Source organism: Achromobacter sp. RTa (assembly GCF_000757485.1).
Taxonomy (GTDB): domain Bacteria; phylum Pseudomonadota; class Gammaproteobacteria; order Burkholderiales; family Burkholderiaceae_B; genus Achromobacter.
Window position 1 is genome coordinate 438,668 of sequence record NZ_JPYO01000027.1, and the last position, 22,094, is coordinate 460,761.

Below are 22,094 nucleotides of genomic sequence, written 5' to 3' on the forward strand. Positions count from 1 at the left end.
AAAACGGCGATACCGCCGGTTCAGTGAAACATTGCCGCTTCTGGCCACTCTCAGGCGGCGCGGCTCTCCACAGATCGGTCGGCGGAAGGAGGCTGGCGCAGGCCGGGGCATTGGCGCCACGACAATTCGTCGGCGTCCATGTCCAGGTCGAACAGATCGTTCGCGGCGGGCCAGGGGTGGCTGCGCGCCGCGACACCTTCCATCTCAAGCACGTGCCCGGCAAATCCCCGGGGCGATCCTCCGCACTCCGCAAAATATCGTTGTGTGCTCAGGTCCACCACATAGGTGGTCATGTCGTGGGTCAGTATGGCCACGAATTGGCCGTCATCACTGGCATAAGCGTACTGAAACTGCCCCTTGATTCCGTCTCCGCTCAGGCGGGTTCCGGTCAATTGGGACAGCGCACGCGTGACGATCTCGGTCAGCATGGGTCGTTCCTCCGAAAGATGCGCCGGCAGGATACCGGCAGCGAAGGCGCGAACGACAAGCACCCGCGCCGCGCGCATCGGGCGGCGCCAGGCGTTGGACGGGAAGCCAGTGGCGGCTATCGCGCATCCCGTCGGCGGACTGCTACTACGTGCTGAACAGCTTACACCCGCAGGCCGGGGCACCTCAAATCAGCTCTGCCGGCCGCAGGGTCGCGGCGCGCGGGGCTTTCCTCACCCCAAGGCGACTGGCGCCTCGCCGGAGTCTGTGTCACCATTTTTTTGTGCGCGCCAGTCGTCCCGGCCGATCCGGTAGAGCACGTGCTGGCGCAGCGGGCTCCCTTCCGGCACGGCGGGATGGTCGAAGGGATTCAGGTCCGCCCTCATGCCCAGGCGCTCCATCACCGCGCGCGAGCGCTGGTTTCCCGTCACGGTGAAGGCCACGATTTCGTCCAGCCCCACCTGTTCGAACCCCACTTTCAGCGCAGCCGCGGCCGCCTCGCTGGCATAGCCCTTGCCCCAGTGCGGCCGCGCCAGGCGCCAGCCGATCTCCACGCCCGGGGCGAACGGCAGCGTGGGCTGCAAAGGCTTGATGCCCACGAAACCGATGAACGGCGCGACGCCCGGCGCCTCCACCGCCCAGAACCCCCAGCCGTGCTCGTCGATGCCGGCGGCCAGCCGGCCCGCCAGCGCATCGCTCTCGGCCGCGGTCAAGGGCAGCAGGTACTCCGTGACGCGGGGATCGCCATTCAGCGCCGCGAAAGGCGCGTGGTCGGCCGAGCGCCATTGCCGCAGCACCAGGCGCGGCGTTTCGACTTCTATGGATATGGACATTCCCGATTTCCTTTGCCTGGCGGCCAGGGGGCACGCTGCGCGGCCCCTGAACCATTGCCAACGTATACACTCCAACGGATTCTGCCATGCCAAAGGAATTGTCTGCCATGCGCCTGTCCCTATCGAAGCTGCCGCGCCCGCTGGGCGCGCTGCTGTTCACCTCCTTCCTGGCCTTCCAGGCCGGGGCCGCCAGCCTGCCGGCCGGCGTCTCGGAGGCCGCCTCGATCGAAGGCATCACCGAATACCGCCTGGCCAACGGCCTGCGGGTGCTTCTGGTTCCCGACGAATCCAAGCCCTCCACGACCGTCAACATGACCTACCTGGTGGGCTCGCGCAACGAGAACTACGGCCAGACGGGCATGGCCCACCTGCTCGAGCACATGCTGTTCAAGGGCACCTCCACGACGCGCAACGCCATGGGCGAGTTCTCGCGACGCGGCCTGCAGGCCAACGGCTCCACCTCCAGCGACCGCACCAACTATTTCGCCAGCTTCGCGGCCAATCCCGACACCCTCAAGTGGTACCTGGGCTGGCAAGCCGACGCCATGGTCAATTCCCTGATCGCCAAGGAAGACCTGGACTCGGAAATGACCGTGGTCCGCAACGAAATGGAAAGCGGCGAGAACAGCCCCTTCCGCATCCTGATGCAGAAGATGCAGTCCGTGGCGTTCCAGTGGCACAGCTACGGCAAGAACACGATCGGCGCCCGCTCCGATGTCGAGAACGTGGACATCGCCCAGTTGCGCGCCTTCTATCACGAGTACTACCAGCCCGACAACGCGGTGCTGATCGTGGCGGGCAAATTCGATCCCCAGGCCACGCTGGCCGACATCGAGGAAACGCTGGGCAAGCTGCCCAAGCCCGAGCGCAAGCTACCGCCCGAGTACACCGTCGAGCCCGCCCAGGACGGCGAACGCTCCGTGACGCTGCGCCGCGCGGGCGGCACGCCGCTGGTGGCCGCGATGTACCACATCCCCGCCGCGGGCAGCCCCGATTTCGTGCCGCTGGACCTGGCCGCCACCATCCTGGCGGACACGCCTTCCGGGCGCCTCTACCATGCCCTGGTCCCGACCAAGCTGGCTTCGGGCGTGTTCGGTTTCACCATGGAGAACCTGGACCCTGGCCTGGCGATGTTCGCCGCCCAACTGACGCCGGGCAAAAGCCTGGATACCGCGATGAAGGCGCTGACGGACACGCTGGAGTCCCTGGGCAAGAAGCCGTTCACGCAGCAGGAGCTCGACCGCGCCCGCAGCAAGTGGCTGACCGCCTGGGAACAGACCTACAGCGATCCGGAGCAGGTCGGCATCGCGCTCTCCGAGGCCATCGCCGCCGGCGACTGGCGCCTGTTCTTCCTGCAACGCGACCGCGCGCGCAAGGCCACGCTGGCCGAAGTGCAGCACGCCGCGACGTCCTACCTGGTGCAGAGCAACCGCATCGAAGGCCGCTACATCCCCACGGAAAAGCCCGTGCGCGCCCCTCAGGCGCAGCGCGTGGACCTGACGGCCGTTTTCAAGGACTACAAGGGCGATCCGGACTTCAAAGCCGCCTCCGCGTTCGACCCTTCGCCCGAAAACATCGACAAGCTGACGCAGCGCAAGAAGCTGGAGCTGCCCAATGGCCCCGTGCAGCTGGCGCTGTTGCCCAAGGCTACGCGTGGCAACCGCGTGCAGGCGCAGATGCTGATCCAATTCGGCAACGAGAAAGACCTGCGCGGACAACGCGTAAACGCCAGCGCCGCTGCCGACCTGCTCTTGCGCGGCACGGCCAAGCTGTCGCGCCAGGACATCCAGGACCGCCTGGATGCGCTGCAGGCGGAACTGGGCTTCAGCGGCAGCGGCACCACGCTGAAGATCGCCATGTCGACCAAGGGCGAAAACCTGCCTGCCCTCACCGCACTGGCGCTGGATATCGTCCGCAACGCCAACTTCCCGAAGGAACAGCTGGAGGAATACCAGCGCCAGATGGAAACCTCCATCCGAAACGCCATGACCGAGCCCTCGGCCCTGGCCGGCCGGGCCATCGCCCGCCAGGACAACCCCTGGCCCGCCGACGACCTGCGCTACGTTCCCACCTTCGAAGAAGCGCTCGCCAGCGCGCAGGGGCTGACGCGCGACGCCCTCGTCGAGTTCCACGCCAAGTTCTATGGCGCGGGGAATATCGAGTACTCCGCCGTCGGCGACTTCGAACCCAAGTCCGTGGAAAAGGCGCTGCAGGACGGGCTGGCCGGCTGGAAGAAGGCGCCCGCCTACACCCGCGTGCCCAACCCGTACCGCGACGTCTCCGCCAAGCAGTTCGACATCGACACGCCCGACAAGGCCAACGCCTTCTACATATCGCGCATGCCGCTGAAGCTGCAAGACACGGACCCGGATTACGCGGCGCTGTACCTGGGCAACTACCTGTTCGGAGCCTCGGAAACTTCGCGCCTGTGGAATCGCGTGCGGGAAACCGAAGGCCTGTCCTATAACGTGCGCAGCTCGCTGTCCGTTTCGTCGTTCGAACCTTCCGCAAACTGGACCATGTACGCGATCTACGCGCCGCAGAACCGCGAACGCCTCGAAAAGGCGATCGGCGAGGAACTGGCCCGCGTGCTGAAGGATGGTTTCACGGACAAGGAAATCTCGGACGGCATCAATGCGCTGCTGAACTACCGCAACCTGGCGCGCGCCCAGGACGACGTGCTGGCCAGCACCTGGCTGGACTACCTGCAGCGGGGCCGCACGTTCGCCTGGTCCGCCGAAATGGACAAGAAGATCTCCGCGCTGACTGCCGACGAGGTCAACGCCGCCCTGCGCAAGTACCTGCGTCCGGACGGCTTCAGCACCGCAGTGGCCGGCGACTTCAAAAAGAAGGCTGCGCCCTGACCCTACGCGACTGCCCCGCCCCAAGCCCCGCCCTCGGCGGGGCTTTTTTTGGCATTCGTGCCCTTGTTGTGTCACCCAAAAAGGCTAGGGCAGCCCCATGACAATGCCATTCATGGAAGTAATAAATAGAAAAAAGCTAATTACTCGAATATTTGGAAAGATGTTTTCAAGAAATACGGGTTTATCCCAGGTGGGATAGCGATCACAATTCAGTCATCGGGAACAAACAACGAACCACGACGGAGGGCCGCCGGATTCGGTCCCCACACAAGACGAATTGGAGGTCTACCATGAAAAGCCTAACCACCACCCTTCTGCTTTCCCTGGCCCTGGCGGGCGTCGGCGCCCAAGCTGCCGGCCTGGAACAAGCCAAGAGCAGCGCCCAGGTGGCGACTGAACTGCAGGAAGCCAAGGCCAGCGGCCAATACACCTTCGGCGAACTGGATTACCCGCCCGCCCTGCCGCAAACGACCAGCCTGAGCTCGCAGGAAGTGCAATCCCAGCTGCAACAGGCCAAGTTCAACGGCCAGTACACGTTTGGCGAACTCGAATACCCGCCCGTCGCGACGGCCTCGGCCAGCGCCAAGTCGCGCGCCGATGTCCAGGCTGAACTGGCGCAAGCCAAGGCCAGCGGCCAATACACGTTCGGCGAACTGGAATACCCGCCGATCACCCGGTGAGCTGCTTGCTGTGGCCCGGCCGGCCTCACGCGGCATCATGGCTTGAGGCCGGTTTTTTCCGGCGACAGCAGCGGTTGAAGTAGCAGTTGAAGTTGAAGTTGAAGTAGCAGTTGAAGTAGCAGTTGAAGTAGCAGTACGACCGCGGCGCAAGCCGCGGTTTTTTTTGCCTTCCGCGCCCGAGGCCATGGCGGACAAAAAAAAGCCGCGACGGCTGTCGCGGCTTTCTTGCCTGGCCAGGCGGCTCAGCTGAAGAATTCCTTCACGCGGTCCGTCCACGACTTGCTCTGCGGCGAGTGGCGGTCGCCGCCATCGTTCAGCGAAGCCTCGAACTGGCGCAGGATGTTCTTCTGGTCGTCGCTCAGCCGCACCGGCGTTTCGACCACGACGTGGCAGTACAGGTCGCCCGGATAACTGCCCCGCACTCCCCGGATGCCCTTGCCCCGCAGGCGGAACGTCTTGCCGGACTGCGTGCCTTCGGGAATCGAGATCTCGGCCTTGCCGCCCAGCGTCGGCACCTGGAGCTCTCCGCCCAGGGCGGCCGTGGTGAACGGGATGGTCAATTCACAGTGCAGGTCATCGCCATCGCGCTGGAAGATCTTGTGCTGCTTGATGTGGATTTCCACATACAGGTCGCCCGGAGGCCCGCCATTGATGCCGGGCTCGCCGTTGCCGCTGGAGCGGATGCGCATGCCGTCGTCGATGCCGGCCGGAATCTTTACCTGCAGGGTCTTGTTGCGGCGGATGCGGCCCACGCCGTCGCACGCCTGGCAGGGATCCGTGATCTCCTTGCCGTTGCCATGGCAGGTCGGGCAGGTTTGCTGCACGCTGAAGAAACCCTGCTGCATGCGCACGGCGCCGGATCCGCCGCAGGTGCGGCAGGTCTTGGGCGAGGTGCCGGGCTTGGCGCCCGAGCCGTGGCAGGTGTCGCAGTTTTCCCAGCTGGGCACGCGGATCTCGGTATCGAAGCCCGCTGCGGCCTGCTCCAGCGTGATCTCCAGCGCGTACTTCAGGTCGGCGCCGCGATAGACCTGCGGACCGCCGCCACGGCGGCCGCCGCCGCCCCCGAAGATTTCGCCGAAGATGTCGCCGAACGCGTCGGCGAACCCGCCGCCCATGCCGCCGCCCATGCCGGCGGCGTTGGGATCCACGCCCGCATGGCCGTAGCGGTCATACGCGGCGCGCTTCTGCTCATCGCCCAGGACCTCGTAGGCTTCCTTGGCTTCCTTGAACTTCTCTTCGGCTTCTTTGCTGTCCGGATTGCGGTCCGGATGGTATTTCATGGCCAGCTTTCGATAGGCCTTCTTGAGTTCGTCGTCCGAGGCGTTCTTGGCCACACCCAGGACGTCGTAATAGTCGCGTTTTGCCATGATCCGTGGGCTCGAAAACGAGCCTTCTTTTCAGTGCTACAGAATGAGTACGCCCGGTAGGCGGATTTCTCCGGCTACCGGGCGGCAGAGGCTGGTCAGCGCCCGGCCATTATTGGTCGCGCTTGACTTCCTTGAAGTCGGCGTCGACGACGTTGTCGTCCACCGGCTTCGCGTTGTCGGCTGCCTGCTGCTGGCCTGCGGCCTGCTGAGCCTGCATATCGGCGTACATCTTCTCGCCCAGCTTCTGCGATGCCGAGGACAGGGCTTCCGCCTTGGCGTCGATCGCGGCCTTGTCGCCGTCCTTCAACGTGTCTTCCAGTTCCTTGATGGCGGCTTCGATCCCTTCCTTTTCGGAGGCTTCGAGCTTGTCGCCATATTCGGTCAGCGACTTGCGGGTGGCATGCACCAGCGCGTCGGCCTGGTTGCGGGCCTGGGCCAGTTCGGCAACGCGGTGATCTTCCTCGGCGTTGGCCTCGGCATCCTTGACCATGCGCTGGATCTCGTCTTCCGACAGACCCGAGTTGGCCTTGATGGTGATCTTGTTTTCCTTGCCGGTGCCCTTGTCCTTGGCGGACACGTGCAGGATGCCGTTGGCGTCGATGTCGAACGTGACCTCGATCTGCGGCATGCCGCGGGGCGACGGGGGAATCCCTTCGAGGTTGAACTCGCCCAGGGCCTTGTTGCCCGCAGCGATTTCGCGCTCGCCCTGGAACACCTTGATCGTCACGGCCGGCTGGTTGTCGTCAGCGGTCGAGAAGGTCTGCGAGAACCGGGTCGGGATCGTCGTGTTCTTCTGGATCATCTTCGTCATCACGCCGCCCAGGGTTTCGATACCCAGCGACAGAGGCGTCACGTCCAGCAGCAGCACGTCCTTGCGGTCGCCCGACAGCACGGAGCCCTGGATGGCGGCGCCGGCGGCGACGGCTTCATCGGGGTTCACGTCCTTGCGCGGATCCTTGCCGAAGAATTCCTTCACCTTTTCCTGGACCTTGGGCATGCGGGTCATGCCGCCGACCAGGATCACGTCGTCGATGTCGGAAACCTTCACGCCGGCGTCCTTGATGGCGACGCGGCAGGGCTCGATCGTGCGTTCGATCAGTTCTTCGACCAGCGCTTCCAGCTTGGCGCGCGTGATCTTCAGGTTCAAGTGCTTCGGGCCCGAGGCGTCCGCCGTGATGTACGGCAGGTTGATTTCGGTCTGCTGGGCCGAGGACAGCTCGATCTTGGCCTTTTCGGCGGCTTCCTTCAGGCGCTGCAGGGCCAGCACGTCCTTCGACAGATCGACGCCCTGTTCCTTCTTGAACTCGCCGATGATGTAGTCGATGATGCGCTGGTCGAAGTCTTCGCCGCCCAGGAAGGTGTCGCCGTTGGTCGACAGCACTTCGAACTGCTTTTCGCCATCGACATCGGCGATTTCGATGATGGACACGTCGAACGTGCCGCCGCCCAGGTCATAGACGGCGATCTTGCGGTCGCCCTTCTCGGTCTTGTCCAGGCCGAACGCCAGCGCGGCAGCGGTGGGTTCGTTGATGATGCGCTTGACTTCCAGGCCGGCGATGCGGCCCGCGTCCTTGGTGGCCTGGCGCTGGCTGTCGTTGAAGTAGGCGGGCACGGTGATGACGGCCTCGGTCACTTCTTCGCCCAGGTAGTCCTCGGCGGTCTTCTTCATCTTGCGCAGCACGTCGGCCGACACTTGGGGAGGCGCCATCTTCTTGCCGCGCACTTCCACCCAGGCGTCGCCGTTGTCGGCCTTGACGATGGCGTAGGGCATCAGGTTGATGTCCTTCTGCACCGCCTTTTCCTCGAACTTGCGGCCGATCAGGCGCTTCACCGCGTACAGGGTGTTCTTCGGGTTGGTCACCGCCTGGCGCTTGGCCGGCGCGCCGACCAGGGTTTCGCCATCGTCCATGTAGGCGACGATGGAGGGAGTCGTGCGAGCGCCTTCCGCGTTTTCAATGATTTTGACCTGCCCGCCGTCCATGACAGCCACGCAGCTGTTGGTCGTGCCCAGGTCAATGCCAATAATCTTGCTCATGGTGGGTTACCTTGATTGAATCTATGAAAATAGGGAGAAACTTCTTGTCCCCACGTAACTGGGGCTGCCCGCAGGGTTTTTCAAGACGCCCGGCTCGAATTTTCCGATGCCGCTTCCTGCAGGCGCCCGACCGCCGCCGTGAACTGGGGCAGCCCGGGCCAGCCGGTAATGCGCCCTAGCCGCTTCCCGGCGCGATACATCACAAAAGTGGGGACGCCATGCAGGGAGAAGCGCCGGCCCAAGGCTTCGTCGGCGTAGACGTCGGCCTCGAACCAGGTCAGGCCCAGCCCCAGCAGCGTTTCCTGGTGCAGCAGCGCGGCCTGCTTGAAAAGATTGCAGTTATAGCAGTCCTGGCCCCACAGGAACACGCAGCGCAGATCCGCTCCCGGCGCCTGGACCACCGCCGCGTCGAAACCCTCGGTATCGACGTGGCGCATGCCGAACGCCTGGAATACCTGGGCCGGGTCGAAACGGGGGGTCGTCATGGCGCGCGGGCCGTTCAGCCTTGTCCGGCGGACACCACCACCAGCGCCGGGCGCAGGGTCCGGTCGGCGATGGAATAGCCCTTTTGCAGCAGCTGCACCACGGTATTGGCGGGCTGCTCGTGGGGAATGGACGAAATGGCCTGGTGCAGGTGCGGGTCGAACTTGTCGCCCTGCGCCGGCGCAATGTCCTTGAGCAGATTGCGTTCAAAGGCGGCCGTCAACTGCTTGAGCGTCACTTCCACGCCTTCGCGCAGCGCGTCGACCGTCTGATCGGGCTGGGCCAGGGCGGCTTCCAGGCTGTCTTTCACCGGAACCAGGCTTTCGGCGAACGATTCGATGCCGAACTTGCGCGCCTTGGACACGTCTTCCTGGGAGCGGCGGCGCACGTTCTCGGCTTCGGCCTGCGCGCGCAGGATCTGGTCGCGCTGCTCATTGACGGTGGCTTGGGCGGCGTCCAGCTGGGCGCGCAACTCGTTCAGCTCGGCCTGGGCGGCGTCCTGGTCGGCGGGGGCCGCGTCGGCGTTCTGGCCGATTTCAGGCGCCTGGTCCGCAGGCTCGTGGGGTGCCGTCATGGGGAATCCTCCAAAAAGAATGGCTTTCGCAGACATGAATGGGGGCCAATACCCCTATTTCAAGCCCGGGAAAGCGAAATATTCCCCGGAAGGCGCCCCAGGGCCGCCCGCATGGCCGTCTATTTCCTGGGGGGCTGCGCCGGAGCGGCCGGATCGCTGGCCGGGAAGCTCTCCTTCAGCGCATGGTCGACGCGCTTTTCGTCTTCCTCGGGATCAGGATGGACCGCGATCGGATCGCTGGCCGGAAAGGTCTCCGCAAGCGCCTCGTCGAGCTCGTGCTCGACCTGATCCTCGTCCACCGGGGTGCTAACCGTCCCCTTTTTCACTGCCTTGCCAGTCTTGGGATCATGGTGCATGCGCCTTCTCCTTCAAGTCCGTGATTGCGTGGGCCACCCCTGCAAGTGCCGTGCCACCAGGCTGGCCAGCCCTGCGATCCAGGCTGGATCGTCATTGATCGCGGGAATGTAGCGGAACTGCTTGCCGCCCGCTTCGATAAAGGCATCGCGGCATTCCAGGCTGATCTCTTCCAGGGTTTCCAGACAGTCTGCCACAAAACCCGGGCACACCACATCGACCTCGGTGGTGCCCGCCGCCGCCAGCGCCTTGAGCGTCGGTTCCGTATAGGGTTCGAGCCAGCGGGCGGAGCCGAAACGGCTCTGGAAAGTCACTTCGATCTGCTCCCGCGGCAACGACAGGCGCTCGGACAGCAGCCGCGCGGTATCCATGCAGTCGCGGTAATAGGGGTCGCCCAGTTCGATCGAATAGCGCGGCAGGCCGTGGAAGCTCATGACCAGCTTCTGGGGCTTGCCGTGTTCCTGCCAATACCGCTCGATGCGTCCCGCCAGCGCGTCCAGGTAGCCAGCCTCCTCGTGGAAACGCTTGATGAAGCGCAGTTCCGGCTGGTCCCGCAGGCGGCTGGCATGGCGCGTCACCGCATCCACCACCGTCGCGGTCGTGGAGGCAGCATATTGCGGATAGAGCGGAACGGTCAGGATGTGTTCGCAGCCCTGCGCGCGCAGCCGCGAGATGGCGTCGGGTATGGACGGATTGCCATAGCGCATGCCCAGCTCCACCACGGCGTCGATCCCCGCCGCCTCCAGCGCGGCGCGCACGCCATCGGCCTGCCGCCGGCTGTAGACCATCAGGGGCGAGCCTTCCTGCATCCAGACCCCGGCGTAGCGGGGTTCCAGCTTCTTCGGCCGCATCGTCAGGACCAGCCCGTGCAGGATCGGCTTCCACAGGTATCGCGGGATCTCGATCACGCGGGGATCGGACAGGAATTCGCCCAGGTACTTGCGTATGTCCTTCTTGCCCGGCGTGTCCGGCGTGCCCAGGTTCGCCAGCAGGACGCCGACCTTGCCGGGGCCGCGCGGCGGCGGGTTTTCATCGAAGGGGTCGTCCTGCTCGGGTTCGGGCAGGTAGCGTTCAGGCCACAAGTACTTGAACAGGCGAAGAAACACAAAAACTCCCCTTCCTCCGCAAGGAGGATGTCGCTTTGAATGGGCCTACTGGTTGTGGCTGAGGGCGTTGGACAGCAGGCGGGCCGTGATGTCCACGATGGGGATGACGCGCTCGTACGCCATGCGCGTGGGACCGATCACGCCAAGCGTGCCCACCACCTTGCCGTCCACTCCGTAAGGCGCGGTGATGACGGAGACTTCCTCCATCGGAACCAGTTGCGAATCGCCGCCTATGTAGATCTGCACGCCCTGGGCCCGGCTGGAAACGTCCAGGAGTTGCAGCAGATCGGTCTTTTTCTCGAACAGCGAAAACATTTTGCGCAGGCGGTCCATGTCGGACGCGATGTCGGTCACGTCCAGCAGCTTGCGCTCGCCGGATATCACCATGGCATCGCCGTCCTCGGCCGCCTCCGCACTGGCCTCGACGGCCGCCTGCATCAGGCGCGAGATATCCTCGCGCAGCTGGGCCAGCTCGGTGGACAGGGTCTGGCGCACGACATTGAAGGACTTGCCGGCGAAGTGCATGTTGAAGAAATTGCCGGCTTCCAGCAGCTCCGCCTCGGCGTAGTCGCGCTGGACGAAAAGAATGCGGTTCTGGACGTCGCCGTCGGGCGTGACGATGATGAGCAGCACCCGCTTGTCGGACAGGCGGATGAATTCGATCTGGCGGAACACCTGCGCGCGCTTAGGCGTCAGCACCACCCCGGCGAACTGGGTCAGGTTGGACAGCAGGGCCGCCGCCGCGTTGACGGCCCGCGTGGGTTCCGCCGCGGCCAGCATCTCGCCCATGTTGTGGGGCTCCAGCTGGTAGGACTGCACCGCCAGCAGGGAATCGACGAACATGCGGTAGCCCCGCGGCGTGGGTATGCGGCCGGCAGAGGTATGCGGACTGTGGATCAGGCCCAGTTCTTCCAGGTCCGCCATGACATTGCGGATCGTGGCGGGGGACAAATCGAAGACTTTCGATAGCGTCCGCGAGCCGACTGGCTGCCCATCGGCGATATAGCGTTCGATCAACGCTTTCAGTAGTGCGCGTGCACGGTCATCCATAACAGGTATTTTAGGGAAACTTTTCCAGTTGAGGCGATTTTTGTCCCGCAAGCCGATATGCGGCCCCATATAATCGGCTAAACAGCCCATTCCGGGCGGGTTCCGGCCTTATGGCCCGCCCTTTTTGGATTCGCAAGCCGCCATGCACTTTCCTACCGTCGCCCTGATCGGCAGATACCAGGACACCGGCCTGGACACACCGCTGAGAGCACTTGCCCACGCGCTGTCGCAGGCCGGCCGGCACGTGCTCATCGATGCCGACACGGCGCGCAATACCGGGCTGACCGAATACCCCGTCGCCACGCTCGAGGAAATCGGCAAGAACGCCTCGCTGGCCGTCGTGATGGGCGGCGACGGCACCGTGCTGGGCGCGGGCCGCCACCTCGCTCCCTACGGCGTGCCGCTGATCGGCATCAACCACGGCCGCCTCGGTTTCATCACCGACATCGCGCTGCAGGATGCGCATGGCGCGCTGGCGCGCGTGCTCGAAGGCAGTTTCCAGATCGAAGAGCGCACGCTGCTGGAAGGCAGCGTGTGGCGCGGCGACCAGAAAATGTATTCCGCCACCGCCCTGAACGACGTGGTCCTGAACCGCGCCGGGCGCGGCGGCATGATCGAAGTGCGAGTGGAGCTGGACGGCGCTTTCATGTACACCCAGCGCGCCGACGGCCTCATCATTGCCACGCCCACCGGTTCCACCGCTTACGCGCTGTCGGCCAACGGCCCGATCCTGCACCCCGGCATGAACGCCATGGTGCTCGTGCCCGTGGCGCCGCAAACGCTGTCCAACCGCCCCATCGTGATCCCGGACACGGGCGTGCTCAACATGACATTGACGGCCATGGGCCGCGTGGAAGTGGGCGCCAGCGTGCATTTCGACATGCAGACCTGGTCCGACCTTCAACCCGGGGACCGCATCGTCGTGCAGCGCGCGCCGTACGTCATCCGCTTCGTGCACCCCGAGGGCTACAGCTTCTTTTCCACGCTGCGCCGCAAGCTGCACTGGAACCTGATGCCCCAAGCCACCGACAACGTAGAGTAGTAAGCGCCCCGACATGCTGCGCACCCTGCATATCCGCGACTTCGTCATCGTCGAACAGACCGAGATCCATTTCGGCCCAGGCTTCACCGTCTTTTCCGGCGAGACCGGCGCGGGCAAATCCATCCTGGTGGACGCGCTGGCGCTGGCGCTCGGCGAACGGGGCGACGCCAGCATGCTGCGCGAAGGCGCGCCGCGCGCCGACATCACCGCCGTCTTCGATACCCCTCCCGCCCTGCACGCCTGGCTGGAGGAACGCGAGATCGACGCCGAAGCCGAGCTGGCGCTGCGGCGGGTCATCGACGCCCAGGGCCGCAGCCGCGCCTACATCAACGGCACCCCCGCCACGGTTGCGCAGCTGCGCGAACTGGGCGACAGCCTGGTCGACATCCACGGCCAGCACGCGCACCAGAGCCTGATGCGTCCCGACGCGCAGCGCGACCTCCTGGACGCCCACGGCGGCCACGGCGATCTGCGGCACGCGGTGGGCCAGGCCTGGAAGCAATGGCGCGCATTGTCGCGCCAGCTGGAGTCCGCCGAAAAAGACGCCGAGAGCCTGGCTTCCGAGCGCGACCGTCTGCAATGGCAGGTCGACGAACTCGACCAGCTGGCCCTGGGCCCGGACGAATGGGAATCGCTGCAGTCCGAGCACACCCGCCTGTCGCATGCGCAATCCCTGCTGGACGGCGCCACGCAGATCCTCGAGGCCCTGGACGGCGAAGGCGATTCGGCGCACCATCGGGTCACCCAGGCCAACCATCGCATCCAGCAGATGCTGCGCCACGATCCGGGCCTGCAGGGGGTTTACGACGAACTGGAATCCGCGCGCATCGCCATCAGCGAGGCCGTATCCGACCTGAACAACTACGTCAGCCGCGTCGACCTGGACCCCCAGCGGCTCGGCTCCGTGGAAACCCGGCTGGGCCTGGTATTCGAGACCGCCCGGAAATTCCGCACCGAACCGGACGCCCTGTGCGAACTGCGCGAAACGCTGCACGCCCAGCTGGCGGCCCTGCAGGCCGCGGGCGACATCGAGGCTCTGCGCGCCCAGGCGCAGGCTGCGCAGGCGCAGTACGACGCGGCCGCCGCCAAACTCACCACGGCCCGCCGCAAGACCGCCAAGGACCTGGGCAAGCTGGTCACCCAGGCGATGCAGACGCTGGCCATGCAGGGCGGCAAGTTCGAGCCCACGCTCGCCTCCTCGGCGCCTTCCGCCCACGGCAACGAACAGGTTGAATTCCTGGTGGCCGGGCATGCCGGCACCACCCCTCGCCCGCTGGCCAAGGTGGCCTCGGGCGGCGAGCTGTCCCGCATATCGCTGGCGCTGTCCGTCATAGCCAGCCGCGCCGCGCGCGTGCCCACCCTGATCTTCGACGAAGTCGACAGTGGCGTGGGCGGCGCGGTGGCCGAGGTCGTGGGCAAGCTGCTGCGCGAACTCGGCGAGCGCCATCAGGTGCTGTGCGTCACGCACCTGCCGCAGGTCGCCGCCTGCGGCAATAGCCAGTTCCTGGTCAGCAAGGCCGAATCGCGGGGCACCACGCGTTCCAGCATCGAAGAGCTGGACGCCCAGGCCCGCGTCGAAGAGATCGCCCGGATGCTGGGCGGCATCAAGCTCACCGCCACCACGCGCGAACACGCGCGGGAAATGCTGCAGGGCGTCGGCCAGGCGCCCGCCTAGGGCGGGCAACCCCGTCCCTCCCGAGGAACAAAAAAAGCCCCTTCAGATTGAAGGGGCTTTGGAATTCACTGGCCCGCTGCGAGCGCAGCCACGGGCCGGGGGATCCGCCCGGGATCAGCGTCCTTTCATGCAGCTGCCGCAGATGCCGTACAGCACCATGGCGTGGCTTTCCAGGGCGAAGGAGTTGTCCTTGGCAATCTTCTGCTGCCGTTTTTCGATCTCCGGATCCGAAAATTCAACCACCTTGCCGCAATTCGTGCAGATCAGGTGATCGTGGTGGTCCCCGTCGTTGAGTTCAAACACCGCCTTGCCGCTGTCGAACTGGCTGCGGGCAAGAATGCCGGCCTGTTCGAACTGGGTCAGGACGCGGTACACGGTGGCCAGGCCGATTTCGACGTTTTCGCCGATCAGGGCGCGATAGACGTCTTCGGCGCTGAGGTGCCGCTGGTCCGATTTCCGGAAAATATCAAGAATTTTCAGGCGCGGGAACGTCGCCTTCAAACCCATGTTCTTCAGTTCGCTTTGGTCGCTCATGGTGTAATCGCTCTCCGTCCGCGTTGGCATGGGCAGGATGGTGCACCGCGAGCCGGCCCACCGAATTCATGCCGCCACGCGGAACTATCCTTATGAAACCTTTATGATAACGGTTTTGTCTGCTTCCAAATAATAGGGGCGCGTAGTGTCCATGATTGCACGAATTCCCTCCCGCTCGCTCAAGACCGGTTTGGCGGTCGCCGCCCTGGCCGTCGCCCTGGCCGGATGCTCGGGCGACAAGTGGGGCTTCCCCTACAAAGCTCCCGTCCAGCAAGGAAACTGGATCACCCAGGAACAGGTTGCGCTGCTGCAACCGGGCATGACGCGCGAACAGGTGCGTTTCGCGCTCGGCAGCCCCACGCTGACCAGCGTGCTGCACGCCAATCGCTGGGACTACCCCTACTACTTCAAGCCCGGCTACGGCGAGGCGCAAGAGCGCAAGTTCACCGTCTGGTTCGAAAACGACCGCCTGGTCCGCTGGGATGGCGACAAGCAGCCCGACCTGCAGCCCTACCAGATCAACACCCCCAGCTCGGTCGCCGACGAAAAGGCGGACAAGCGCCTGAACGAAGAGGAAGCCCGCCAGCAGGAAGAAGACGCCGAGAGCCGCCGCGACTCCGCCGCCCCCGCCAGCCCGCTGAACCAATACCCCGGCCAACCGGGCAATGCGCCCGAACCGCTCAATTAATTCCAAGGATTCCGCCATGCGTATTGCAATCGCCGGCGCCAGCGGCCGTATGGGCCAGATGCTGATCGACGCCGTCCTGAACGCCCCCGGCCTGCAGCTTGCGGTCGCGCTCGACCGCAAGGGCTCGTCGGCGCTGGGCCAGGACGCTGGCATGCCATTCGGCAAGCAGACCGGCGTGGCCATCACGGACGATCTCGACGCCCTCGCCCAGGCCGACTGCCTGGTCGACTTCACCCGTCCGGAAGGCACGCTCGAACATCTGCAGGCCTGCGTCAAGCATGGCGTGAAGGCCGTCATCGGCACCACCGGCTTCGACGACAACGGCCGCGCCGCGATCGAAGTCGCCGCTCAGAAGATCGGCATTGTGTTCGCGCCCAACATGAGCGTGGGCGTCAACGCCACGCTCAAGCTGCTCGACATGGCCGCGCGCATCCTGAACGCCGGCTACGACGTCGAAGTGTTCGAAGCCCATCACCGCAACAAGGTCGACGCCCCCTCGGGCACCGCGCTCAAGATGGGCGAGACCATCGCCTCGGCCTGGGACGTCGCCCTGCCGGACGTCGCCACCTGGAGCCGCCACGGCGACACCGGCGTGCGCAAGCCCGGCACCATCGGCTTCTCGGTACTGCGCGGCGGCGACATCGTGGGCGACCACACCGTCTCCTTCTGCGGCATCGGCGAACGCGTCGAGATCACGCATCGCTCTTCCAGCCGCGCCACCTACGCGGAAGGCGCCTTGCGCGCCGCCCGCTTCCTGGAAGGCAAGCACAACGGCCTGTACGACATGCAGTCCGTCCTGGGCCTCTGACGCCGCCCCGCCGGAAACGGAAAAGGACCCCTCGGGGTCCTTTTTCGCTTCTTCCTCCAGGCTTGCGTCAAACCACCACGGGCTCCGGCTCGAGCCGCACGCCATAGCGCTCGAACACCGAATCCTGGATGGCGCGCGCCAGGGCCATGATGTCGGCGGCGCCGGCGCCCCCGCGATTGATCAGCACCAGGGCCTGCCGGTCATGCACCCCCGCCGCGCCCAGCGCGCGGCCCTTCCAGCCGCATTGGTCGATGAGCCACCCCGCGGCCAGCTTGTAGCGGCCATCCGCCTGCGCATATGACACCAGGCCAGGATGGCGGCCGGCCAGCGCATCGCGCGTTGCCGCCGGCACGATCGGATTCTTGAAGAAGCTGCCGGCATTGCCCGTCACCGCCGGATCGGGCAGCTTCGCTCGGCGGATGTCGCAGACGGCGTCGAAGATATCCCGCGCCGCCGGGGAGCCGGCCGCCAGCCGCGCGTGGCGCTGCAAATCGGGGTAGCCCAGCACTGGCCGCCAGGGCCGCGGCAGGGCGAAGCGCACGCTCACGATGATCCAGCGCCCCGGCTCATCATGCTTGAACACGCTGTCGCGGTAGGAAAACCGGCAATCCGCCGCGTTCATTTCGACGTAGCGGCCCTCGCGCACGTCCCAGGCGGTCAGCCCATGGAAGCGCTCCTGCAGCTCCACGCCATAGGCGCCGATGTTCTGCACGGGCGCCGCGCCGACCGTGCCGGGGATCAGGGCCAGGTTTTCCAGCCCGTCCCACCCCTGGCCGACGCAGGTTTCCACGAAGGCGTGCCAGGTTTCGCCGCCCGCGGCCTCGACCAGCCAGGCATCCGGCCGGGCCTCCAGCAGCCGCACGCCCTTGAACGCCACCCGCGCCACCAGCCCCTCGACCCGCTCCGGCAGCACCAGATTGCTGCCGCCGCCCAGCACCAGCAGGGAAGACGCCTGGCCCGCCAGGCGCGACACCTCGGGCAGTTGCGCCGGGTCGGCCAGCGTCACGAAGGCGTCCGCCCGCGAAGCCAGGCCCAGGGTGTTCAGCCGGGAAAGGTCCTGGCTGGCCGGGATCAAGGCAGGGGATGCGGAATCAGTAGCGGGCAAATTTGACATGGGTGCTGCAGGGCATGCTATAGTTTCTGTCTTCGCTCATATTACTTTATTGAGTGCTTGCCCTGAATTTAGGCCTTGTAGTATTTAGGCCTTGTATTTTTGGGCTTTGTTGTTCGGGCCTTGCCGGATGGTTCACTGTAGTGGACAACACGGCAAGAAATCCAAGCCAGGACAAACTCAAAAAAATCATGTAGAATGCGCGCCTTCTGATCGATAACCAAGTTGATCAGTGTGAATAAGAAACTGGTTCCAGCCAGCAGCGTTCGGTATTTTGCACAAGCACTTTGCACAAGCAATATGCCAAACGCAACGCAGCACGGAACCCATGCGGGAGTAGCTCAGTTGGTAGAGCGCAACCTTGCCAAGGTTGAGGTCGCGAGTTCGAGACTCGTCTCCCGCTCCAAATTTCGATTTCCAGCGTTTCCTCACGGAGCTCTGGAAATCCTTGAGAAAGGGCCTGCGGGCCCTTTTTTCATTTCTGCGCCACTCGCCCGCCCCCTCCCCCACACAAACCGGCTCGGCCCTCGTGGCGCCTTGCCGCGCTACGTCCGGGCTTTCGCGCACACCGGTTCCGGCCTCGGCGCGAGCCATCTCCTAGGTTCAAAAAACATCAACCAACGAACGGCGCATAGTCGATAAACTGCACTCTCCCACAACAGGTGAAAAGGCGCGCGGCACTGCCGGGCGCGGCCCTCGCGGAGACAAAGGTGCTTGGATCTCAGTTGATTATCCGTTCGCTGCATCGCCTGGGCGTCAAGACCATCTTCAGCCTGTCGGGCAACCAGATCATGCCGCTCTACGATGCCTGCCTGGACGCGGGTATCCGCATCATCCACGTGCGGCACGAAGCGGCCGCCGTCTTCATGGCGGACGCGTGGGCGCAAATCACGGGCGAGCTCGGCGTCGCGATGCTTACCGCGGCGCCTGGCATTACCAATGGCCTCGCGCCGCTTTACTCGGCATCGCAGGCGGAAAGCCCGGTGCTGCTCATCTCGGGCGACTCATCCGTCGCGGAAGACGGCTCGGGCGCGTTTCAGGAGCTGGACCAGGTTTCCATCACCAGTCCGCTGACCAAGCTCTCGCTCCGGCCGCTCAGCGCGGCCGAACTCTATCCCGCTCTCGACCGCGCGGTCGCCCAGGCGCTCGCGCCTCGGCGCGGCCCGGTCCACCTGGCCCTGCCTTTCGACTTGTTGACGGCCGAGACGGGCCTGGCGGAACTCCCCGAGACCGCCGCGCATCCTGCGGCGGCCCAGCTGGACGCGGACTGCCTGGAAACGCTCGCCGCGCTATTGGATTCGGCACGGCAGCCGCTGGTCCTGGCGGGCCCCACCGGCGCGCGGCCGCACATGCGCCAGGCCCGCACCGCAGTGGAAGAGGCGCTCGGGCTGCCCGTCATTCCCATGGAAAGCCCCCGCGGCCTGAAGGATCCGTCGCTGGGCGCCTTGGCCGAACTCATTCCGCAAGCAGACCTCATCGTGCTGGCGGGCAAGCGCCTGGACTTCACGCTGGGGTTTGGCGGCACGAACTCGCTGGGCAAGAACGCCCGGTTCGCGGTGATCGACCCCGATCCCGGGATGCTCGAGCGCGCAAGCCGTCTACTCGGCGAACGTCTCGTCCTGGCTCTCCAGGCAGACGCTTACGCGGCCCTGTCCGCGATGCGGGCGGCGCAACCGCGGCCCGAGCGCCGTTCATGGCGCGCCCGGGTGGACGAAGCGCTGCGGAGCCGGGTCGTCAAGGGGCAGTCCGCGCCCGCCGCCGGCGCACTGGACCCGCGCGCGCTATGCGAGACGGTGCAGGCATTCCTGGAGTCCGCCCCCGATCCGGTCCTGGTCTGCGACGGCGGTGAATTCGGCCAGTGGGCGCAGGCATTCTGCCAAGCGCCGGTACGCATCATCAACGGCATGTCCGGGGCGATCGGGGCGGGCGTCTGCTACGCGATCGCCGCGAAGATCGCGCGGCCGGACGCAACGGTGGTCGTACTCATGGGCGACGGCACGGCCGGCTTCCACCTGATGGAGCTCGATACGGCGGCGCGCGAAAATGCCGCGATCATCGCCGTGATCGGGAACGACCTGCGCTGGAACGCGGAACACCTGATCCAGGTGCGCGCCTACGGCGCGGAACGGCTGATCGGCTGTGAGCTTTCGCCCGCGGCTCGCTACCACGAAGTCGCGTCGGCGCTTGGCGGAGCCGGATTCGCGGCGCAAGACACCGAGGGCCTCGGCCGCGCCCTGGCGCAGGCGGCCGGCAGCGCGCTGCCTTCCTGCATCAATGTTGCCCTGGCGGGCGAGGCCGCCCCGGTATTCAGCGCATCACAGCAGTCCGCGACCGGTCATTGACCTCGAGGCATCGAGCACAGCTGCAGTCCGGTTTCGTCCCTTAGAACGACAGGAGACACCCCATGATCAGCCTTACCGGCTTTCAGCCGGGCGCGTTCGCTCGCGCCGCGATTTGCACGCTCATCACGATTCCAGGCCTCGCATCCGGCCAGCCCTATCCCGCCAAGCCGGTCCAGCTCATCGTTCCCTTCAGCGTGGGCGGCGACGCCGACATGGCGGCCCGCAATCTGTCCGCGGCCGCGCAAGCCGTGCTCGGACAGCCCCTCGTCGTGGTGAACAAGGCTGGCGCGAACGGCGCGATCGGCTCCGCCGCCGTGAAGAACGCGGCGCCGGACGGCTACACGCTGCTGGTGGGCCGGATAGGCTCCCAGGTCCTGCTGCCCGCGCTGCAGCCCAAGACCACGCCGTACACCTCAAAGGATTTCACGTTCATCGGGCTGCTGGAGCTGAACCCGGTAGTCTGTGTCGTGCATCCAGATAGTCCATACAAGACCCTGGGCGACCTGACGCGCGCATTGAAGGCGAATCCCGGCAAGCTCAACTACAGCCATTCCGGTCCGGCGACGGTGCAGAACCTTGCTCCCCAGCTACTGCTCAGCAATCTCGGCCTGAAGCCGGAGGCCGTGGTCAGCGTTCCGTACAAGGGCGGTAGCGAAGTCGCTCTTGCGGTCCTCAGCAAGGAGGTCGATTTCGCCTGCAACAACCTGAGTTCGATGACGGGCATTCTCGCAAGCGGCAAACTGCGCGCCCTGCTGACGACCACCCCCGAACGCCTGGCGCAGTTCCCCGGCATACCGACCGCCCGTGAACTGGGGCTTCCCCAACTCGAAGCAGTTATCGGCTGGAGCGGGCTTTTCGGTCCGCCCGGCATGAGCCCCGACGCCGTCGACAAGTGGGCGTCCGCGCTTCAACAGATCGCGCGGGATCCGAAGTGGATCGCCGGCAACGCCAACTTCGGCGGCATTCCCCACGTTTTGTCGCCTGCCGAGACCGAGAAATACGTCAGCCAGGGAGCCACCATCTATGCCGATCTGGTGGCCAAGGCCGGGCTGCGGATCCATTAACGGCCGGCGCTGGCCGCCGGAAAAGGCCCGCCGAGCCCTTCGGACGCCGGGATGGCCTTGCGCAGATAGCCGACGAACGACGACACCGTCAGGGGCACCCGCGGCGTATAAGGCCTGACCGCGTAGAGCCGTTCCGCATAGTCGCCCACGACGCGCCAATCTTGCAGGACCTCGGCCAGCTCGCCGCTTCGCAAGGCCTGGCCCGCGCTGAAATCCGGCAGCAGCGCGATCCCGAGCGCGCCGGACGCGGCTTCCCTCAGCACTTCGCTGTTGTTCGCCGTGAAGCTGCCGCGCACCGGCACCGCCACGCGCTTCTCTCCGTCGCGCGACTCGAATGACCAGGTAGCGCTGCCGCTGCGCCGGAGATAATGCAGGCAGTTGTGGCCTTCGAGATCCATCGGCGTGCGCGGCGCGCCGTTCTTCGCCAGGTATTCCGGGGCCGCGACGAGAACGGAGCGCGTTTCGCAGATCACCGAGGCGACGTGCGTGTCCGGCACGCCGGCGACGTGCCGGATCGCCAGGTCGAATCCTTCGGTGGCCAAGGACGCCAGATGATCGCTGAGCTCCAGCTGGATCCGGACGTCGGGAAAACTTTTCAGGAAGCCCGGTATCAGCGGCGCGATGACCTGGCGCCCCAGTGCCACGGGAGCGGTCACCGACAATACGCCGCGCGGGCCGTCGGACAGATCCCTCACGGCGGAGAAGCCCTCTTCGATGCGGAGGTAGGCCGCAGCGGTCTGGTCGACCAGGCTGGCCCCCGCTTCGGTCAGGCTCACGCTGCGGGTCGTGCGGCGCACGAGAGGCACGCCGGCCGCCTGTTCCAGTTCCACGATCCGCTGGCTTACCGACGCCTTGCTGATCTGCAGCCGGCGGGCGGCCGCGGTGAAACTTCCGGTATCGGCCAGCACTCCCAGACAATGAATATGCGACCACAAGTCTTCCAGGCGCCTCGTTTTCGTCATGCCCTGCTCCATTGTTCAAAACGTCAAACACTGATTCCAGCCCTCTGGTCTCGACGGCTGGCTGGCAATGGGCGACAGTGCCAGCTCCCACACGCC

At 65.5% G+C, this 22,094-nt stretch carries 20 protein-coding genes and 1 tRNA gene; 9 read left to right on the forward strand and 12 right to left on the reverse strand.

What is annotated here, in order from left to right; translation table 11 throughout:
- Positions 1-50: 50 nt before the first annotated feature.
- Both JL37_RS10125 and JL37_RS10130 read right to left on the reverse strand, forming a co-directional pair.
- Complete coding sequence (locus JL37_RS10125; RefSeq protein ID WP_043543716.1) at positions 51-428, reverse strand: hypothetical protein; 378 nt, start codon at positions 426-428, stop codon at positions 51-53.
- 231 nt (positions 429-659) lie between these two features.
- Positions 660-1,259: a GNAT family N-acetyltransferase gene (locus tag JL37_RS10130; RefSeq protein WP_043543717.1), complete on the reverse strand. Its 600-nt coding sequence runs from the start codon at positions 1,257-1,259 to the stop codon at positions 660-662.
- A gap of 107 nt (positions 1,260-1,366) precedes the next feature.
- On the opposite strand from JL37_RS10130, the gene JL37_RS10135 reads away from it, so the two are divergent.
- Positions 1,367-4,123: a pitrilysin family protein gene (locus tag JL37_RS10135; protein ID WP_043543718.1), complete on the forward strand. Its 2,757-nt coding sequence runs from the start codon at positions 1,367-1,369 to the stop codon at positions 4,121-4,123.
- Positions 4,124-4,413: 290 nt separating this feature from the next.
- Positions 4,414-4,803, forward strand: coding sequence for a DUF4148 domain-containing protein (locus JL37_RS10140; protein ID WP_043543719.1), 390 nt, complete (start codon positions 4,414-4,416; stop codon positions 4,801-4,803).
- A gap of 242 nt (positions 4,804-5,045) precedes the next feature.
- On the opposite strand, the gene dnaJ is transcribed toward JL37_RS10140, so the two are convergent.
- The 7 genes from dnaJ to hrcA all read right to left on the reverse strand — a co-directional run bounded on the left by dnaJ (position 5,046) and on the right by hrcA (position 11,772).
- Positions 5,046-6,170: a molecular chaperone DnaJ gene (gene dnaJ / locus JL37_RS10145; protein ID WP_043543720.1), complete on the reverse strand. Its 1,125-nt coding sequence runs from the start codon at positions 6,168-6,170 to the stop codon at positions 5,046-5,048.
- Between the two features lie 109 nt (positions 6,171-6,279).
- Positions 6,280-8,205 (reverse strand): molecular chaperone DnaK, encoded by a 1,926-nt coding sequence (gene dnaK / locus JL37_RS10150; RefSeq protein ID WP_043543721.1) that lies wholly within the window; start codon positions 8,203-8,205, stop codon positions 6,280-6,282.
- A gap of 80 nt (positions 8,206-8,285) precedes the next feature.
- Positions 8,286-8,690, reverse strand: a complete 405-nt coding sequence (locus JL37_RS10155) for a thioredoxin family protein (RefSeq protein WP_043543722.1) — start codon at positions 8,688-8,690, stop codon at positions 8,286-8,288.
- 14 nt (positions 8,691-8,704) lie between these two features.
- A complete protein-coding gene (gene grpE, locus JL37_RS10160) occupies positions 8,705-9,262 on the reverse strand; it encodes a nucleotide exchange factor GrpE (RefSeq protein ID WP_043543723.1) in 558 nt (185 codons plus the stop codon).
- Between the two features lie 119 nt (positions 9,263-9,381).
- Complete coding sequence (locus tag JL37_RS10165; protein WP_043543725.1) at positions 9,382-9,618, reverse strand: hypothetical protein; 237 nt, start codon at positions 9,616-9,618, stop codon at positions 9,382-9,384.
- A gap of 12 nt (positions 9,619-9,630) precedes the next feature.
- Positions 9,631-10,722 (reverse strand): ferrochelatase, encoded by a 1,092-nt coding sequence (hemH, locus tag JL37_RS10170; protein WP_043543727.1) that lies wholly within the window; start codon positions 10,720-10,722, stop codon positions 9,631-9,633.
- 45 nt (positions 10,723-10,767) lie between these two features.
- Positions 10,768-11,772 carry a heat-inducible transcriptional repressor HrcA gene (gene hrcA, locus JL37_RS10175; protein ID WP_043543728.1) on the reverse strand — a complete coding sequence of 335 codons (1,005 nt, stop codon included), beginning with the start codon at positions 11,770-11,772 and terminating at the stop codon, positions 10,768-10,770.
- A gap of 142 nt (positions 11,773-11,914) precedes the next feature.
- Here hrcA and JL37_RS10180 point away from each other — a divergent pair, with 142 nt between their 5' ends.
- Together JL37_RS10180 and recN are read left to right on the forward strand one after the other, a co-directional pair.
- On the forward strand, positions 11,915-12,814 hold the full coding sequence (locus JL37_RS10180; RefSeq protein ID WP_043543729.1) for an NAD kinase: 900 nt from the start codon (positions 11,915-11,917) through the stop codon (positions 12,812-12,814).
- A gap of 13 nt (positions 12,815-12,827) precedes the next feature.
- Entirely contained in the window at positions 12,828-14,489 is a 1,662-nt protein-coding gene (recN, locus tag JL37_RS10185; RefSeq protein WP_043543730.1) for a DNA repair protein RecN, read from the forward strand.
- A gap of 114 nt (positions 14,490-14,603) precedes the next feature.
- Here the strand turns inward: recN and fur are convergent, their stop codons facing one another.
- Positions 14,604-15,023 carry a ferric iron uptake transcriptional regulator gene (fur, locus tag JL37_RS10190; RefSeq protein ID WP_043543731.1) on the reverse strand — a complete coding sequence of 140 codons (420 nt, stop codon included), beginning with the start codon at positions 15,021-15,023 and terminating at the stop codon, positions 14,604-14,606.
- A gap of 151 nt (positions 15,024-15,174) precedes the next feature.
- Between fur and JL37_RS10195 the strand changes: the two genes are divergently transcribed.
- Both JL37_RS10195 and dapB read left to right on the forward strand, forming a co-directional pair.
- A complete protein-coding gene (locus JL37_RS10195) occupies positions 15,175-15,711 on the forward strand; it encodes an outer membrane protein assembly factor BamE (RefSeq protein WP_043543732.1) in 537 nt (178 codons plus the stop codon).
- A gap of 16 nt (positions 15,712-15,727) precedes the next feature.
- Entirely contained in the window at positions 15,728-16,519 is a 792-nt protein-coding gene (gene dapB / locus JL37_RS10200; protein WP_043543734.1) for a 4-hydroxy-tetrahydrodipicolinate reductase, read from the forward strand.
- A 67-nt stretch (positions 16,520-16,586) separates the two neighbouring features.
- Here the strand turns inward: dapB and murB are convergent, their stop codons facing one another.
- Complete coding sequence (gene murB / locus JL37_RS10205; RefSeq protein WP_043543735.1) at positions 16,587-17,633, reverse strand: UDP-N-acetylmuramate dehydrogenase; 1,047 nt, start codon at positions 17,631-17,633, stop codon at positions 16,587-16,589.
- Between the two features lie 327 nt (positions 17,634-17,960).
- On the opposite strand from murB, the gene JL37_RS10210 reads away from it, so the two are divergent.
- The 3 genes from JL37_RS10210 to JL37_RS10220 all read left to right on the forward strand — a co-directional run bounded on the left by JL37_RS10210 (position 17,961) and on the right by JL37_RS10220 (position 21,036).
- Positions 17,961-18,036 (forward strand) — tRNA-Gly (locus JL37_RS10210).
- Between the two features lie 319 nt (positions 18,037-18,355).
- A complete protein-coding gene (locus JL37_RS10215; protein WP_231570323.1) occupies positions 18,356-19,972 on the forward strand; it encodes a thiamine pyrophosphate-binding protein in 1,617 nt (538 codons plus the stop codon).
- A gap of 62 nt (positions 19,973-20,034) precedes the next feature.
- The gene (locus JL37_RS10220; protein ID WP_043543737.1) at positions 20,035-21,036 is read left to right on the forward strand and encodes a tripartite tricarboxylate transporter substrate binding protein; all 1,002 of its coding nucleotides are present in this window, start codon (positions 20,035-20,037) and stop codon (positions 21,034-21,036) included.
- Here the strand turns inward: JL37_RS10220 and JL37_RS10225 are convergent.
- Positions 21,033-21,998 (reverse strand): LysR family transcriptional regulator, encoded by a 966-nt coding sequence (locus JL37_RS10225; RefSeq protein ID WP_043543881.1) that lies wholly within the window; start codon positions 21,996-21,998, stop codon positions 21,033-21,035. The two genes, JL37_RS10220 and JL37_RS10225, sit on opposite strands and share 4 nt — an antisense overlap.
- Positions 21,999-22,094 lie beyond the last annotated feature (96 nt).